15 protein-coding genes are annotated in these 14,935 nt (G+C 64.9%); 6 read left to right on the top strand and 9 right to left on the bottom strand.

What is annotated here, in order from left to right:
* Positions 1 to 26: 26 nt before the first annotated feature.
* Both ACW7G6_RS01160 and ACW7G6_RS01155 read right to left on the bottom strand, forming a co-directional pair.
* A complete protein-coding gene (locus ACW7G6_RS01160; protein WP_456979059.1) occupies positions 27 to 1,079 on the bottom strand; it encodes an N-acetylornithine carbamoyltransferase in 1,053 nt (350 codons plus the stop codon).
* A gap of 247 nt (positions 1,080 to 1,326) precedes the next feature.
* A complete protein-coding gene (locus tag ACW7G6_RS01155) occupies positions 1,327 to 1,743 on the bottom strand; it encodes a hypothetical protein (protein ID WP_456979864.1) in 417 nt (138 codons plus the stop codon).
* Between the two features lie 193 nt (positions 1,744 to 1,936).
* On the opposite strand from ACW7G6_RS01155, the gene cysS reads away from it, so the two are divergent.
* Both cysS and ACW7G6_RS01145 read left to right on the top strand, forming a co-directional pair.
* Positions 1,937 to 3,388: a cysteine--tRNA ligase gene (cysS, locus tag ACW7G6_RS01150; RefSeq protein ID WP_456979058.1), complete on the top strand. Its 1,452-nt coding sequence runs from the start codon at positions 1,937 to 1,939 to the stop codon at positions 3,386 to 3,388.
* 4 nt (positions 3,389 to 3,392) lie between these two features.
* Positions 3,393 to 3,848, top strand: a complete 456-nt coding sequence (locus tag ACW7G6_RS01145) for a SufE family protein (RefSeq protein WP_456979057.1) — start codon at positions 3,393 to 3,395, stop codon at positions 3,846 to 3,848.
* A 91-nt stretch (positions 3,849 to 3,939) separates the two neighbouring features.
* Here the strand turns inward: ACW7G6_RS01145 and dksA are convergent, their stop codons facing one another.
* A complete protein-coding gene (gene dksA / locus ACW7G6_RS01140; RefSeq protein ID WP_456979056.1) occupies positions 3,940 to 4,842 on the bottom strand; it encodes an RNA polymerase-binding protein DksA in 903 nt (300 codons plus the stop codon).
* Positions 4,843 to 5,050: 208 nt separating this feature from the next.
* Between dksA and yidD the strand changes: the two genes are divergently transcribed.
* The 3 genes from yidD to ACW7G6_RS01125 all read left to right on the top strand — a co-directional run bounded on the left by yidD (position 5,051) and on the right by ACW7G6_RS01125 (position 7,533).
* The gene (yidD, locus tag ACW7G6_RS01135) at positions 5,051 to 5,272 is read left to right on the top strand and encodes a membrane protein insertion efficiency factor YidD (RefSeq protein ID WP_456979055.1); all 222 of its coding nucleotides are present in this window, start codon (positions 5,051 to 5,053) and stop codon (positions 5,270 to 5,272) included.
* Positions 5,273 to 5,305: 33 nt separating this feature from the next.
* Positions 5,306 to 6,658 carry a dihydroorotase gene (locus ACW7G6_RS01130; RefSeq protein ID WP_456979054.1) on the top strand — a complete coding sequence of 451 codons (1,353 nt, stop codon included), beginning with the start codon at positions 5,306 to 5,308 and terminating at the stop codon, positions 6,656 to 6,658.
* A 95-nt stretch (positions 6,659 to 6,753) separates the two neighbouring features.
* Complete coding sequence (locus ACW7G6_RS01125; RefSeq protein ID WP_456979863.1) at positions 6,754 to 7,533, top strand: M23 family metallopeptidase; 780 nt, start codon at positions 6,754 to 6,756, stop codon at positions 7,531 to 7,533.
* Between the two features lie 50 nt (positions 7,534 to 7,583).
* Here ACW7G6_RS01125 and ACW7G6_RS01120 read toward each other — a convergent pair whose 3' ends face one another.
* From ACW7G6_RS01120 to efp, 6 genes are all read right to left on the bottom strand, one after another.
* Positions 7,584 to 9,293: a diguanylate cyclase gene (locus ACW7G6_RS01120; RefSeq protein ID WP_456979053.1), complete on the bottom strand. Its 1,710-nt coding sequence runs from the start codon at positions 9,291 to 9,293 to the stop codon at positions 7,584 to 7,586.
* Between the two features lie 101 nt (positions 9,294 to 9,394).
* A complete protein-coding gene (locus tag ACW7G6_RS01115) occupies positions 9,395 to 10,189 on the bottom strand; it encodes a phytoene/squalene synthase family protein (RefSeq protein ID WP_456979052.1) in 795 nt (264 codons plus the stop codon).
* Positions 10,141 to 10,845: a phosphoglycolate phosphatase gene (locus tag ACW7G6_RS01110; RefSeq protein WP_456979051.1), complete on the bottom strand. Its 705-nt coding sequence runs from the start codon at positions 10,843 to 10,845 to the stop codon at positions 10,141 to 10,143. The genes ACW7G6_RS01115 and ACW7G6_RS01110 overlap by 49 nt, the downstream gene beginning before the upstream one ends.
* A complete protein-coding gene (ubiG, locus tag ACW7G6_RS01105) occupies positions 10,842 to 11,564 on the bottom strand; it encodes a bifunctional 2-polyprenyl-6-hydroxyphenol methylase/3-demethylubiquinol 3-O-methyltransferase UbiG (protein ID WP_456979050.1) in 723 nt (240 codons plus the stop codon). The genes ACW7G6_RS01110 and ubiG overlap by 4 nt, the downstream gene beginning before the upstream one ends.
* A gap of 27 nt (positions 11,565 to 11,591) precedes the next feature.
* Positions 11,592 to 12,932, bottom strand: coding sequence for a TRZ/ATZ family hydrolase (locus ACW7G6_RS01100; protein ID WP_456997373.1), 1,341 nt, complete (start codon positions 12,930 to 12,932; stop codon positions 11,592 to 11,594).
* A gap of 20 nt (positions 12,933 to 12,952) precedes the next feature.
* Positions 12,953 to 13,519, bottom strand: coding sequence for an elongation factor P (gene efp, locus ACW7G6_RS01095; RefSeq protein ID WP_456979048.1), 567 nt, complete (start codon positions 13,517 to 13,519; stop codon positions 12,953 to 12,955).
* Positions 13,520 to 13,633: 114 nt separating this feature from the next.
* Here efp and epmB point away from each other — a divergent pair, with 114 nt between their 5' ends.
* Positions 13,634 to 14,653 carry an EF-P beta-lysylation protein EpmB gene (gene epmB, locus ACW7G6_RS01090; protein ID WP_456979047.1) on the top strand — a complete coding sequence of 340 codons (1,020 nt, stop codon included), beginning with the start codon at positions 13,634 to 13,636 and terminating at the stop codon, positions 14,651 to 14,653.
* Positions 14,654 to 14,935 lie beyond the last annotated feature (282 nt).

Raw genomic sequence — 14,935 nt, 5'->3', positions numbered from 1 at the left:
CGAGGCAGGACGGGTCAAGACCCGCCCTACGGTTGGTTGATGAGGGTGGTCATGATGGATTTTTGGACATGCAGGCGGTTCTCGGCTTCGTTGATGGCGATGCACCGCGGCGAGTCCATCACCGCGTCGGTCGCCTTGACGTTGCGGCGCAACGGCAGGCAGTGGCTGAAGACGGCGCCGTTGGTCAGCGCCATCTTCGCCTCGTCGACGATGAAGTGCTGGTACCGGTCGCGAATGGGTTTTTCCGGCGCCCAGTTACCGAAGTACGGCAGCGCGCCCCAGCTCTTGGCGTAGACCACGTCGGCACCGGCATAGGCGCTTTCGATGTCGTGGCTGACCGCCAGCGAGCCGCCGCTCTCGGCCACGTTGTGTCCGGCCCAGCCCATGTAACGCTCGTCCAGCACGTACTCCGGCGTCGGGCACAGCAGCGTCACGTCCATACCCATCCGGGTGGCGATGGTCAGCGCCGAGTTGGCGACCGCGGTGTTGAGCGGCTTGGGATGGTAGGTCCAGGTCAGCACGAACTTCTTGCCACGCAGAACCTGCCCCGGACTCGATCCGGGGTCGGTCGTGCCGAAATGCTCCTGCAGCGCCATCACGTGCGCCAGCTCCTGACACGGATGGGTGATGGTCTCCATGTTGATCACCGGCACCGGGGAGTACTTCGCGAAACTCCTGAGCACCCGATCCTGGCGGTCCAGCGACCAGTCGACGAATTTCGGAAACGCGCGCACGCCAATCAGGTCCACGTAGCGGCCCAGCACTTGCGCGACCTCGGCGATGTGCTCCTCGGTATCGCCATCCATCACCGTGCCCAGGTCGAACTCGATCGGCCAGGCGTCCTTGCCCGGCTGCAGCACCACCGCATGACCGCCGAGCTGGAATGCACCCAGCTCGAAGCTGGTCCGGGTGCGCATCGAGGGGTTGAAGAACACCAGTGCGATCGACTTGCCCTCCAAAGGCCGGCCGCGCAGCTGACCGCCGGGTTTGCCGGCCTTGAACCCGGCCGCCTGCACAAGCAGCGCATCGAGCTCGGGGCGTGACCAGTCCTGGGTGTTGAGGAAGTGCTTGATGGGCATGACTGAGGGATCCGTGGGAGAGAAAAACAAAAAGCCCAGCTCGGAGGCTGGGCTTTTTCGTGTTACGCCGGATGCGGCGTGCGTGCGAGCGGCTACCCAGCCAGGTCAGTGGGCAACAACGGTCGGCGCGCGCGCGAGGTCATCCCCGCCGCCATGTAGGCAGAAGTCAGGATGTCAGCAGGGGCGCGAAGCTGGTTCATTGATGGAGGGCATGCTGGCACGTGTCGGCCAGCGGAGCAAGCATCCGTCACTGACTGCGCGAGCCTGACACCACCGGAGTCACCCCGATCCGGATCCGCAACCGGTTACCCGGATCATCGGGCAAGCGCGAGCGGTATTTCGAGCCCTTGTACACATAGTCGACGTCGTAGGCGATCGGGCGACGGAATTCGCGCTCGACGGACACCGCCTCGCAATCCGCCGCGGCCATTTCATCCCGCGTCTCCGTCGGCTGCCGGCTGAGCGCATCCTTGACCGCCCCCACCACGCGCGCCAAGCGCGACTCGCCGTCAGCCTCATCCGCTGGGGTCGGCACGCATTGCTCCTCGACGCTGGTAGCGGTCAGGGTCTGGTAGATCGGGGTTACCCGCAGCACCTGGGCATAGGCGAAACGGACGTTCTCGGCCTGGATCACCGTGGTGTCCTGCGCCCACGCCGAACCCATCACCAAGGCACACAGCAGGATCGTCAGTGAAAGGCGCAAACGCTTCATCGTGTCGCTGGACTCGAAGAACACAAGGAGACAAGTGTATTCGCCCATCAGGGCAGCCGGCTGAATCAATGCTGTCGTGCGGCACCTTCCGCGCGGGCCGGTAGCTGCGCAGGCTAGAATGGAGCAACGCCATTGACCTGTCCCCATGAGCCTGCACCTCTACAACAGCCTGAGCCGACGGGTAGAGCCGTTCACGCCGCTCGATTCTGCCCGCCCGACGATGTATGTGTGCGGCCCGACGGTCTACAACTACGTCCACATCGGCAACGCCCGCGGCCCGGTGGTGTTCGGCGTACTGGCCCAGTTGCTGCGTCGGCGCTACGGCGCGTTGGCCTACGCGCGCAACATCACCGACGTAGACGACAAGATCAACGCCGCGGCAAACGCCCAGGGTGTGCCGATCTCGGTCATCACCGATCGGTTCTCGGCCGCCTACCGTGACGACATGGCGGCGCTGGGCGTCGCGCCGCCGGACATCGAGCCCGAAGCAACCGCCCACATCGGCGAGATCATCACGATGATCGGGCAACTGATCGACTCCGGCCATGCCTACGCCGCCGAGGGCCACGTGCTGTTTTCCGTCGCCAGTTTCGACGGCTACGGCAAGCTGTCGCGCCGCCACACCGAGGACATGCTGGCCGGCGCGCGGGTCGAGGTTGCCCCCTACAAACGCGATCCGGGCGACTTCGTGCTGTGGAAGCCCTCCGGCAACGGCGCGGGCCCGGGCCCGGGCGCGGGCGCGGGGTCAGATTCTGAATCAGCGCCGGGCCAGGCGCTGCCCGGCTGGGAGTCGCCATGGAGTTACGGTCGCCCCGGCTGGCACATCGAGTGCTCCGCGATGGCGGCCGCACACCTGGGCGAGACGATCGATATCCATGCCGGCGGCGTCGACCTGCAGTTCCCGCACCATGAAAACGAGATCGCCCAAAGCGAATGCGCCCATGGCGGCAAGCCGTTCGCCCGGTGGTGGCTGCACAACGGGATGCTGAATTTTGGTGGCAGCAAGATGTCCAAGTCACTGGGCAACATCGAGAAGATCCACGACCTGGTTCTCGCCCACCCACCGGAAGCCCTGCGTTACGCGTTGCTGTCGGCGCACTACCGGCAACCGCTGGACTGGTCGGACGGCTTGATCGAGCAAAGCGTGCGGACGCTCGACCGGCTGTATGGGACGCTGCGTGCGCTGGCCGATACCGAGGCGACGGCCACGATCCCGGCGAGTCTGGAGGCCATCCTCGACGACGACCTCAACACCCCGCAGGCGCTGGCCGAACTCGCCCGGATCGCCGGCCAGGCACGCAAGGCGGTAGCGGTCGACGACAGGGCCCGGCTCAAGGGCGAGTTGCTGGGTGCCGGCCTGGCCCTGGGGCTGTTGCAGCAAGACCCCCAAAGCTGGTTCGCCGGTAACGCCGATGACGACGGCGACGATGCGCGTATCCAGGCGTTGGTCGATGAGCGCGGCGCGGCCAAACAGGCCCGGGACTTCGCCCGTGCCGACGCCATCCGCGACCGGCTCGCAGGCGATGGAATACTGCTGGAAGACACCCCGGCGGGCGTACGCTGGCGCCGCGACAACAGTAGCCGCCACCAGGATTGATGCCGTGATTGCCACACCGTTCCCGCTTGAACCCACTACCACCGAGGCTCAAGACGCCATCCGTGACGAGTTCGCATTCTTTGACGACTGGTCGCAACGCTATCAGTACCTGATTGACCTGGGCCGCAAGCTGCCGGACCTGCCAGTGGAGTGGAAGACCGAAGAACACCGCCTGCATGGCTGTCAGTCGTTGGTCTGGATCGTCGCCCAAGGCGATGCCGACAAGCTGGATTTCCACGCCATCAGCGATTCAGCCATCGTCTCCGGCCTGGTCTACCTGGCGCTGCGGGTCTACTCGGGCCGCAGTGCGGCCGAGATCGCAGGGACCGGGGCCAGCTACATCACCGACATCGGCCTGGCCAAGCACCTTTCGCCCACTCGGAGCAATGGCCTGGCCGCGTTGCTTGGCTTCATCCAGGCGCAGGCCACGGCGCAACTTGGCGGCGAGCCGGAGCGTTGACGTGCACAGGTCAGGCTGGCTGCACATGCCATCCACGCTGAAATAAAAAACCCCGCATTGGCGGGGTTTTTCCTTGGATCAATCCAGTGGCTCAGTCGCCCATTTGCTTGCGCAAGTGCTCCCAACGCTCCTGTGCATCAAGCGTCCGCTCGGCGGTAAGCCGGGCATCCATGCGCTCCAACCCGATCTCCTCGCCGGTGTCGGCGCAAAAACCGTACTCGCCCGAGTCGACACGCTTCAACGTACTGTCGATCTTGCTGATCAGCTTGCGATAGCGGTCGCGGGTACGCAGTTCCAGGGAGTTTTCGGTTTCGCGGGTGGCTCGTTCAGCCTCGTCACCGACATCCCGGACTTCGTCCTTCAGGTTTTCGATGGTCTGCTTGGACTCCTCAACCAGGTCTTCCCGCCACTGCAATAGACGCTGACGGAAGTATTCCAGCTGCAAGGGACTCATGTACTCCTCGTCGTCACTGGGCGTATAGCCCTTGGGGACGATCGGACGGCCACTGCCTTTTTCTGTTTTATATGGCACGACTTTGACTTTACCTCGGGGGGTGGGGGTTTGCGACTTGGCCGCAACGGCGACGGCCACCTTGCCCAGCCGTCGCCTGACCGGCACGGCTGAACGGGGTGCCGGCGATTCTGCCGTCTTCTTCGCGACCGGCGCCCTGGATTTTTCTACAGCCACCGTCTTGGCGACTGGCTTCTTCACTGCCGCAACCTTCTTGGCGGCCGGCGTCTTCACCGTCGCGGCTTTCTTGACGACCGGTTTCTTCACCGCCGCAGCCTTCTTGGCGACCAGCTTCTTCACCGTCGCGGTCTTCTTGGCGACTGGTTTCTTCACCGCCGCGGCCTTCTTGGCAGCCGGCTTCTTCACTGCCACAGCCTTCTTGACAACGCCTTTTTTCACCGCCGCGGATTTTTTCACGGCGACTGTTTTGACGGCCTTTTTACTGCTTTTGGCGACCTTCGTCGCGGTTTTTTTCATTGCCACGAGCAACTGTCCTTGATGTTGATTCCCTTGTGACGGGAAAGCGCGCTGTTATACCCTGCTCCGGCACCTGCGGCAACCTCGTCACAAACAAGGTGTTTCAGGTTTACGCGGGGTCTGATGGCAAACTGCCTTCGACCCCGACCGGGTCGGGCACGGATCCGGCCCATCCTACCCTCCATCCGTCGTTCGTGCCCGTATTCGAGAAACCGTGATCGACCGTCTGCTCATCGCCTTGCTGCGAGGCTACAAACGCTGGGTCAGCCCGCTGTTGGGACCGCGTTGCCGGTTTCATCCCACGTGCTCGGAGTACGCGATACAGGCCATCGCCCGGTTTGGCGCCTTCAAGGGCAGCTGGCTTGCATTGAAGCGGATACTACGGTGCCACCCGCTGCATCCGGGCGGCAACGACCCGGTGCCGCCCGCGCGCTGACTCGTCCCCGACAACTCGCCCAAAAGGATCCCCATGACCGCGCCATCAACGCTTATCGTCAATGCCCGTCTCGTCAACGAGGGCCGTGAATTCGAGGGCGACCTGCGCTTCGAGGAGGGACGGATCACCCAGATCGGCAGTGGCCTTTCCGGCCGGACCAACGAGACCATGATCGACGCAAACGGTCGCCGCTTGCTGCCTGGCATGATCGACGACCAGGTCCACTTCCGTGAGCCGGGCCTGGAGTACAAGGCCGACATGGAAATTGAATCCGGCGCCGCGGTTGCCGGTGGACTGACCAGCTTCATGGACATGCCCAACACCAGCCCGCCGACCCTGGATGCAGCAGCACTGGAGAACAAGTACCAGCGTGCGGCCGGCAGGGTACGCGGCAACTATGGCTTCTACATGGGCACCAGCACCACCAACCTGGAGGCCATCCAGCGTCTGGATCCGCTGAGTGCGCCCGGGGTCAAGGTGTTCATGGGCGCGTCCACCGGCAACATGCTGGTGGACGATCCGGTGGTGCTGGACGCGGTATTCCGCGACGTGCCCACACCGATCATCACCCACTGCGAAGATACGCCCATGATCGAGGCCGCCACCGCCGTCTACAAGGCGAAGTACGGCGACGACATCCCGCCCGAGTGCCATCCCGACATCCGCTCACGCGAGGCGTGCATGAAGTCGACCCAGCTGGCGATCTCGCTGGCACGCCGGCATGGCACCCGGTTGCATGTTCTGCACATCTCGACTGCCGATGAACTGGCGCTGTTCGAGGCCGGCCCACTCGTCCGCGCCGACGGCAGTCGCAAGCAGATCACCGCCGAGACCTGCATCCACTTCCTGCGCTTTGACCGCAATGACTATGCCCAGCTCGGCCACCTGATCAAGTGCAACCCGGCGATCAAGGACCCGGCAGACCGCGAGGCACTGGTCCGCGCCCTTGCCGACGATGTCATCGATGTGCTCGCCACCGATCACGCGCCGCACCTGCTGGAAGAGAAGCAACGGCCCTATACCAAGGCGCCCAGTGGCCTGCCGCTGGTCCAGTACGCACTCAATGCGGCGTTGGAACTGGTCCACGAGGGTCACCTGAGCACCGCCCAGGTGGTGCAGAAATTCGCCCATGCGCCGGCGCAGCTGTTCGACGTCAAGGGTCGTGGCTTCCTGCGCGAAGGCTACGCTGCCGACCTGGTCCTGATCGATGACAAGCCGCTCACTGTTCGGCGTGAAGACGTGTTGTCAAAATGCGGCTGGTCGCCGTTCGAGGGCCGCACTTTCCATACCCGGATTGCATCGACCTGGGTCAATGGCGTGCTCGCATGGGACGGCAGCCAGCTGGTGGGCGCCGCCAACGGCCAGCGCCTGGTTTTTGATCGATGAGGGCAATGCCACTGGTGGTTGCGCTGGCGTTTATTGTCGGTGCCGGAAGCACGACAAGGCCAGCCTGCGCCGCCGGTTCATCGCAGGACACCCGGCTGCCAGCAGTGGAAGCGGTGCAGGCCGATCGCCGCGTCGTGTTCCCCGGTTCCGTTCCCCAGGGCTCTCTGGTCATTGGCAAAGTGCCCTCCGGCAGCACCGTCCATTACGCCGGCCGTGACCTGCGGGTCACGTCCTACGGAACGGTTGCATTCGGTATCGCCCGTGACGAGACCGGCCCCGTAATCCTGCAGGTGTCAGGAGCCAATGGTCGGCAGCAATCGGTCAGCATCACCATCACACCGCGTGACTTCCCGACCGAGCGCGTCAACGGTGTGCCCGGCAAGACGGTCACACCTCCGCCCGCAATCGCCAAGCGCATTGCCCGCGAACAGGCCGCCGTCGCCGCGGCGCGGACCCGCGACGACGCACGCACCGGCTTCGCGCAAGAGTTCATCTGGCCGGTTCGCGGGCGGATCAGCGGCCGGTTCGGCAACCAGCGCATCTACAACGGAACGCCCGGCTCGGCCCATTCGGGCATGGACATCGCCGTTGCCAGCGGCACGCCGGTCAAGGCGCCGGCCGCCGGCGTGATTTCGTTCAGCGACGACCTGTACCTGACCGGCGGCACCATCGTGCTGGATCATGGCCACGGCATCAGCTCCAACTTCCTGCATCTGTCGCGCATGGATGTCTCGACCGGCGACATGATCGAGCAGGGCCAGGTCATTGGCGCCGTCGGCGCGACCGGGCGCGCCACCGGGCCACACCTGCACTGGGGGATGAACTGGCTGGACGTGCGGATCGACCCGCTACTGGTTCTCGACCGGGGCAAATGATCGCTGCACTGGTTGTGCAGGCCGTTGCGTGCCAACCAGTTTCGTGTTGCTCACGATGACGTCGTTCGCGCCACATGCAACGACCGGCTGCCGGTCACCCGGTTACGGCCGGCGGACTTGCTCGCGTACAGCGCAGCATCCGCGCGCTCCAGCAGCTGTTCAGCGTTCTCGTCCCCGACAAGCTCGACCACGCCCAGACTGAGGGTGGCGTCGAGCAATTGGCCGTCGATCGACAGCGCCCTTGAACTGACCGCCGACCGCAGGTTCTCGGCAACGCCCACCGCCTCAGCCAAACGGGTGTTGGGCAGCACTACAAGTAATTCGTCACCGCCCCAGCGGCCGAGCAGGTCGTAGGTACGCAAGCGATTGCGGATACGCAGGACGATGACCTTCAGGCAAGTGTCGCCGACACCGTGCCCAAATCCGTCATTGATCTGCTTGAAATTATCGACATCCAGGAACAACACCGACAGGGGAAAGCCATTGCTGCGCGACTCCGAGACGCAAGTCCACAATCGCGTTTCTATCGCCTGGCGCGACATTGCACCGGTCAATGCATCAAACCCCGCCAACTGGCTGGCATGGTCACGATCGCGCCGCAACTGCTGCATGGTATCGCTGAGCCCGATCAGGATGATCAGCCCGGACATCGCAATCGTCATCGGAAACACGTGATCCAACCAGGGCGGCGCTGGCCAAAGGTCGGCCATCGTGCCGACCTCAAACAGCATCAAGGTTGTCATCGGCAATATCGACAGCAACAACACATAGGCCGGCCGATAGCGGCGCAGGCAGCCGACCACGGTGGCAATCCATACCAGCCCAGTCGCCAACAGCAAGGCCAGATTGATGGTCGTGGCGATCCAGCTGGCGGCGTTGGCCAGTGCGGCCAGTGCCAGTGCGCCGAACAACGCGCCGCACAGTGCAAGCAATTGCTGCATCACAGGCTGGCGCACGCGCAGATCCAGATACCTGCCAACGAAGACCAGGCTGGACAAAACCGCAACGACGGCAAACAGCCGCGGAATCCGGGGGTCGTGACCGAGTAACGCGGCCAGGCTTGGGAGCAGGCGGATCTCCCCGCCGGAAGTCGCAAAATAAGCAGCTTGCGCAAGCAGCGTCAACAACAGGTAGGCGTAACTGCGCTCACCAATGCCGATCCACAGCCCCAATGCGAGTACCGCCAACAGCATCAGGCTGCCCAGCAGCGCCGTCCGCCATGCCACGTGGACCAGGTCGGCCTCGTGGACCGCACTCAGCGTATCTATCGAGACCGGCATCGAGACCGTCGCGGGAGCGTGGACCCGCAGGTAGATTGAATCCCCGGCCATCACCCCGTCCGTCAGGGGAAACACCAGCGCCCGGGTCGAGTAACCCAGGTCGGCTTCCGGCCCCACCCGCGCATGGATCGACGGTGTGGTGTGTCCCGGCCGCCAGACCTCGACACGTGTCATGTACGGCGATCGCATCACCAAAAGCGGTGCATCGAACATGCCGGCTGCAGACAATCCGGGAGCGACGCGGTCCACCGTCACCCGCCACCAGCGCGGCGATCGCTCTGACGCATGGATGATGTCGTCGGGAAGGGTGACAAAATCGTCATCCCTCTCGCCGGCGCTGACTTGCATGGCCGTCGGATCGGCGTCCAGCCGGGCGACCGTCACCGATGCCAAACCTGACCGGATGTCGGGATTCAATGTCGGTGCAGCGGCCCCGGAGCCGCCCGAGGCGAGCGACAACAACGCAAACAGACAGGCCATGGCCAGACCCAGCCATGCTGCCCTGCGATAGCGCTGACCCCAGCAAAACCCCATTCCGCCCCCCTAGCCTGCGTATGCTCCGAGCATAACGCCGAATCGACTCAGTGGCGTGCCGCGTTCCAAGCCAGCCACAACGTCGCCCAGGGCGATAGCGGCCGGTCGGGATCAGACGCCTGCAGGCGCGCTTTCGCCAATCCTGCCCACAGGCGCCGGCAACGGCTCGCGGCGAGGTGGTCCGGCCATCGCCTGGCCAGCTCGTTCGCCCATGCCGCCCGCGGGTCGCCAGCACCCGCCAGGGCCAGCATGTCCAGTGGTACGTGGGCATCACCGGGCTGCGCAAAACGGGCGTGCAGCAGGGTTGCCATCACCACCTCCCCATCGCCCTCATTGCCGGCGACGGCAAACAGCGCCGCATCGATGTTGGCGATCGCATTGGCGACCGATGACAACCCGCCGAACGCTTCGTCGATGCTGACGGGCCGGTCGCGGCTATTGGCCAGCGCTGGCAGTTCAGCCGCCAAACCGTCCCATGGCGCCGGGTAGCGCTGCAACACCACGCCCAGCGGATGCCGACGCGCGCCACGGCCCCAGCCAACCAGCTCTTCCTGCCACCAGGACAGTTTGGCAGCGCCTGGCCGCGGGTCGCTGCCGCCCCATGCGGCATCGGTCAGTTCTTGTTGGAGCGTGGCCCAGGCCAGCGCGCACTCGCGTTCGGAACGCGTCACGAAAACCTCAGCGACACTCCATTCGGGCCAGCGAGCTCGCCATTTCCCGATGAAATTGTCCAGTGTCTGGGCCTCGCCTTCGTCGGCGACGGGCCGTTTCGCGTCCGGAGCGCCCTTGATGCTCATGACCTCGATGACCCTGATGTCGATGGGGATGACGTCGACGGCCATGCAGACGCTTCCCACAACTGCTCCGGTGACGCGACCATCACGTCGCCCCGCCAGGCCGCAGGATCATCACCGGGCAGCCGATAGCCCCATAACGCCACCACCGAAGGCATGCCGGCGGCGCGCGCCGCGATGATGTCGCGTTCGTCGTCGCCGACATACACGCAATCGGCCGGGGCAATGCCCATGCGCTGCGCAGCAGTGACCAGCGGCAAGGGATCGGGCTTGCGCGCCGGCAGCGTGTCGCCACCAATCAACACCGCGCAACGGTCCTGCCACCCCAATAACGGAATCAACTGGGCAGCCAGGTACTCGGGCTTGTTGGTGACGATGCCCCAGCTACTGCCCGCCGATTCCAGCTTCGCCAGCATCGCCTCGATTCCCTCGAACGGTTGGCCGTGACGGCCGAGCTGGCGCTGATAGTGATCCAGGAAAGCCGGAATCCATGTCTCGCGCTGCGCCGGGTCGACATCGGGAAACGCGGCGGCGGCCATCGCACGTGCGCCTTTTGATACGTGCGGGCGCAAGCCGTCCATGGGCATCGGCGGCAAACTCCGCTCGACGCGCATCGCGTTGATCGCCGCCAGCATGTCCGGCGCACTGTCAAGCAACGTGCCGTCAAGGTCGAACAGGACGGTCCGGGGAAATTTTGCGGTCATTCGGGTTTGCGTGCGCAGGCCAGGTAGTTGATATCCGTGCGCTTCACCACCCGCGCTGCGTTGCGCCACGGCTCATACATCAAGCCGCTGACATCCTCCAGTTGCAGCCCCGCCTCACGCAACCAGGCGCCCAGCTCGGACGGCTTGATGAAGTCACGGTAGCGGTGGGTGCCCTTGGGCAGCAGACGGGCGACGTATTCGGCCCCGACGATCGCCAACGCAAACGCGGCCGGGGTCCGGTTGAGCGTGGACACGAACAGGCGACCACCCGGTTTGAGCAGGCTCGCACAGGCCTGGATGATCGCGCCCGGGTCGGGTACGTGCTCCAGCATCTCCATGCAGGTCACCGCGTCGAACCGCGCCGGCATTTCAACTGCCAGTGATTCGACCGACTGCACCCGGTAGTCGACCTCCACGCCGCTCTCCAGCCCGTGCAACCGGGCAACCTTGACCAGCTCCGGCGCCAGATCGATCGCCGTCACCCGCGCGCCCTCGCGTGCCAGCGCTTCGCTGAGCAAGCCGCCACCACACCCCACATCCAGCATGTCGGCGCCCGCCAGTGGACGACGCGCAGCGACATAACCCAGGCGAGCCGGATTCAGCGCATGCAGCGCCTTTTGCGGGCCCTGCGGGTCCCACCAGCGGTTGGCCAGCGCACCGAACTTGTCCAGCTCGGTCTGGTGGAAGTTGTCATTGGGCGTGGCGGATGGTGCAGTCATCGGATTCGGTTCCAGGATCGTGGCGGCTCAAGGATGGATCGCGGAGATCCGTTGACGCCATTGTCTTGCATTGGCGATCAGCGCCGCCGCATCAAGCCCGACCAGCTCGCGTTGACGCAGTTTTGGTTTGCCGCCGATCCACACGTCGGTCACCTGATGCCGGCCGGTGGCGTAAACCAGTTGCGAGACCACGTTGAACAGCGGCTGGCTCTCGATCTGACTCATGTCGACGCACACCAGGTCGGCCTGCTTGCCGATCTCGATCGATCCGATCTGCGTATCCAGCCCCATGGCCTTCGCGCTGCCCAGGGTCGCGGCGCGCAACGCACTGGGGGCACTGAAGGCTGCGGCATCGCCGGCCACGGCCTTGGCCATCTGGGCTGCCGTGCGGGTCTCGCCGAACATGTCCAGGTCGTTGTTGCTGGCCGCACCATCGGTGCCGATCGCAATATTGACGCCGGCCTGCTCCAGCTTGCCGATCGGACAAAAGCCGGACGCCAGCTTGAGGTTGGATTCCGGGCAATGCACCACGCTGACGCCGCGCGCGGCACACAGCGCGATCTCCTCGTCGAGCAAGTCGGTCATGTGCACCGCAATCAGGCGGTCATTGACCAGCCCAAGCCGGTCCAGCCGCGCCAGCGGACGCTGACCGTACTTCAGTTGCGACTCGGCGACCTCGTGCGCGGTCTCGTGGCAATGCAGGTGGACCGGGATGTCGAGCTGGTCGGACAGCATCCGGATCCGCTCGAAGCTGGCATCGGAGACGGTGTACGGCGCGTGCGGGACGAATGCCATCGACACCAGTGGGTCATTGCGCCACTGGTCGTGGACCTCCCCGGCACGGTCAAAGTACTCATCGTCACTGGCCGCCCAAGGCGTGGGGAAGTCGATGACCGGCAAGCCGACCCGGGCCCGGAAACCATGTTGCTTGTAGACCACGGCCTGGACGTCGGGGAAGAAGTAGTTATCGTTGGCGCAGGTGGTGCCGCCACGCAACATCTCGGCAATGGCCAGGGTCACGCCGTCCGCCACGAACTCGGGGCCGATCACCTCGGCCTCGATCGGCCAGATGTGGTCTTGCAGCCACTCCATCAGGGGCAGGTCGTCGGCAACACCGCGCAACAGCGTCATCGGGTTGTGGGTGTGGGCATTGACCAGGCCCGGCATCAGCACCGCGTCGGGGCGCGAGACGGTTTCCTTCGGGCTGTAACGCGTGCGGGCCTCGGCTGTCGGCAAGACTGCCATGATGACGCCGTCCGTCACAGCGACGGCGTGGTCTTCAAGAACAACGCCGTGCGGCTGGATCGGTACGACCCAACCGGCTTCGATCAACAGGTCGCAGGGCTGGGCCGGGATGTCAGTGTGCATGGGTTCTCTTGTTTACCTGGTCATTTGACGCGGCTGACGTACTCGCCGGAGCGGGTGTCCACCTTGATGATCTCGTCCTGGCCGACAAACAGCGGCACGCGCACGACTGCGCCGGTCTCCAGGGTGGCCGGCTTGCCACCGCCGCCCGAGGTATCGCCGCGCACGCCGGGGTCGGTCTCGGCGATCTTCAGCTCGACGAAGTTCGGCGGGGTCACGAAGATCGGCGTGCCGCTGAGCAGGGTCACGATGCAATCCTCTTCGCCCTTCAACCACTTGGCGGCGTCGCCGACGCCGTTCTTGTCGGCCTGGACCTGCTCGAAGTTGGTCGGGTCCATGAAGTGCCAATGCTCGCCGTCGGCATACAGGAACTGCATGTCGGTATCCATCACGTCGGCGGCCTCGAGCGAGTCGGTCGCCTTCATGGTGACTTCCTGCACGCGGCCGGACTTGATGCTGCGGTACTTCACCCGGGTGAATGCCTGGCCCTTGCCCGGCTTGACGTACTCGGTATCGACGATGACGCACGGGTCATTGTTGACCATGATCTTCATCCCGTTTTTTACGTCGTTCATGCCGTAAGAGGCCATGCTGAAACTCCTGCGCTGTAGATGGCAATGATGGCGCGGCCCGTGCTGTGCCGCGGGCCGCTAGAATATCTGGCTGTCTCCGGTCACGCCGGTCACAAGCGAAACTGGAACCGAATGATACCCGCAGCCCCCATCGCCATGCAGCCAGCCCCTTCGCGACCACCTCGCTGGCAGCAGCTGTGGCGCGACGCGGTGCGCGACCCGCGCGAGCTGCTCGACCTGCTCGGCCTGGATCCCGCCGCAATGGGCATCTCCGACGCCGCCGCGAGCCAGTTCGCGCTGCGCGTGCCGCGTGGGTTCGTCGCCCGTATGCGCCACGGCGACCCGCACGACCCCCTGCTTCGCCAGGTCCTGCCGCTGGATGCGGAAATGCAGCCAAGCCCAGGCTTCAGCCTGGATGCGGTGGGTGACGGGGCGGCCAAGGCCGGCAGCGGGGTGATCCGGAAGTATCGCGGGCGCGCCTTGCTGGTCAGCACCGGCAGCTGCGCCATCAATTGCCGCTATTGCTTCCGGCGCCATTTCCCGTATGCGCAGGAGACCGCCGCGGCCGGTGGCTGGTCCGAGGCGGTCGCGCTGATTCGCGCCGACCCCACGATCGACGAGGTGATCCTGTCGGGTGGCGACCCGCTGTCGCTGTCGAGTGCAAAACTCGCCGAACTCACCACCGCGCTCACCGACATCGCCCATATCAAGCGCCTGCGGATACACACCCGGCTGCCGGTGGTGCTGCCGGAGCGTGTCGACCAGGCGCTACAGGACTGGCTGTGCACCCTGCCCTGGCCGGTCGCGGTGGTTCTTCACGCCAACCACGCAAATGAATTCGATGCCGATGTCGATGCCGCCGTCGCTCGAATGCGCAACACCGGCGCCACGGTACTCAACCAGGCAGTGCTGTTGCGCGGGGTGAACGATTCGGTCGACGCCTTGGCCGCGCTGAGCGAGCGCGGGTTTGCCGCTGGGGTGTTGCCGTATTACCTCCACCAACTGGATCGCGTCCAGGGCGCGGCCCATTTCGAGGTCAGTGACCAGCGGGCCCGTGAACTGCACGCAGCACTGTGCGCCCGGCTCTCGGGTTACCTGGTCCCGCGGCTGGTCCGTGAAACCGCCGGCGACAGCGGCAAAAGACCGTTGTAGACCGCAACCGACGTCTCAACCTGATGCGCATGCATGGACGCTTGGGACAGGTTCTGGCATAAGCTGTCACAAGCTGACCGGATCGAGCCCGTGTTGCGGCACTTCGCCAGGCGCGGGTGCCCAGCCACCAATGGGCATCAAGTCACGCGTCCGGCAGCGCAAGGGGGGCATCATGCTGGTACAAACTGACAACAATGCCGTGGTTGCGGACAGCACTTCCACGGTCGGGGCACCATCCGATTTCAATGCAACGGTCCGCGTGGCTGCGCGGCAATCGTCGAT

This window comes from Lysobacter sp. A421 (assembly GCF_054052145.1).
This window is presented reverse-complemented; position numbering and strand designations above follow the sequence as displayed.

Coding starts and splice junctions, on each gene's coding strand:
- ACW7G6_RS01100 (WP_456997373.1), bottom strand. CDS start 12,932: ATGCACACTGACATCCCGGCCCAGCCCTGCGACCTGTTGATCGAAGCC.
- ACW7G6_RS01160 (WP_456979059.1), bottom strand. CDS start 1,079: ATGCCCATCAAGCACTTCCTCAACACCCAGGACTGGTCACGCCCCGAG.
- ACW7G6_RS01155 (WP_456979864.1), bottom strand. CDS start 1,743: ATGGGTTCGGCGTGGGCGCAGGACACCACGGTGATCCAGGCCGAGAAC.
- efp (WP_456979048.1), bottom strand. CDS start 13,519: ATGGCCTCTTACGGCATGAACGACGTAAAAAACGGGATGAAGATCATG.
- epmB (WP_456979047.1), top strand. CDS start 13,634: ATGATACCCGCAGCCCCCATCGCCATGCAGCCAGCCCCTTCGCGACCA.
- ACW7G6_RS01120 (WP_456979053.1), bottom strand. CDS start 9,293: ATGGCCTGTCTGTTTGCGTTGTTGTCGCTCGCCTCGGGCGGCTCCGGG.
- ubiG (WP_456979050.1), bottom strand. CDS start 11,564: ATGACTGCACCATCCGCCACGCCCAATGACAACTTCCACCAGACCGAG.
- ACW7G6_RS01115 (WP_456979052.1), bottom strand. CDS start 10,189: ATGGCCGTCGACGTCATCCCCATCGACATCAGGGTCATCGAGGTCATG.
- ACW7G6_RS01110 (WP_456979051.1), bottom strand. CDS start 10,845: ATGACCGCAAAATTTCCCCGGACCGTCCTGTTCGACCTTGACGGCACG.
- ACW7G6_RS01130 (WP_456979054.1), top strand. CDS start 5,306: ATGACCGCGCCATCAACGCTTATCGTCAATGCCCGTCTCGTCAACGAG.
- cysS (WP_456979058.1), top strand. CDS start 1,937: ATGAGCCTGCACCTCTACAACAGCCTGAGCCGACGGGTAGAGCCGTTC.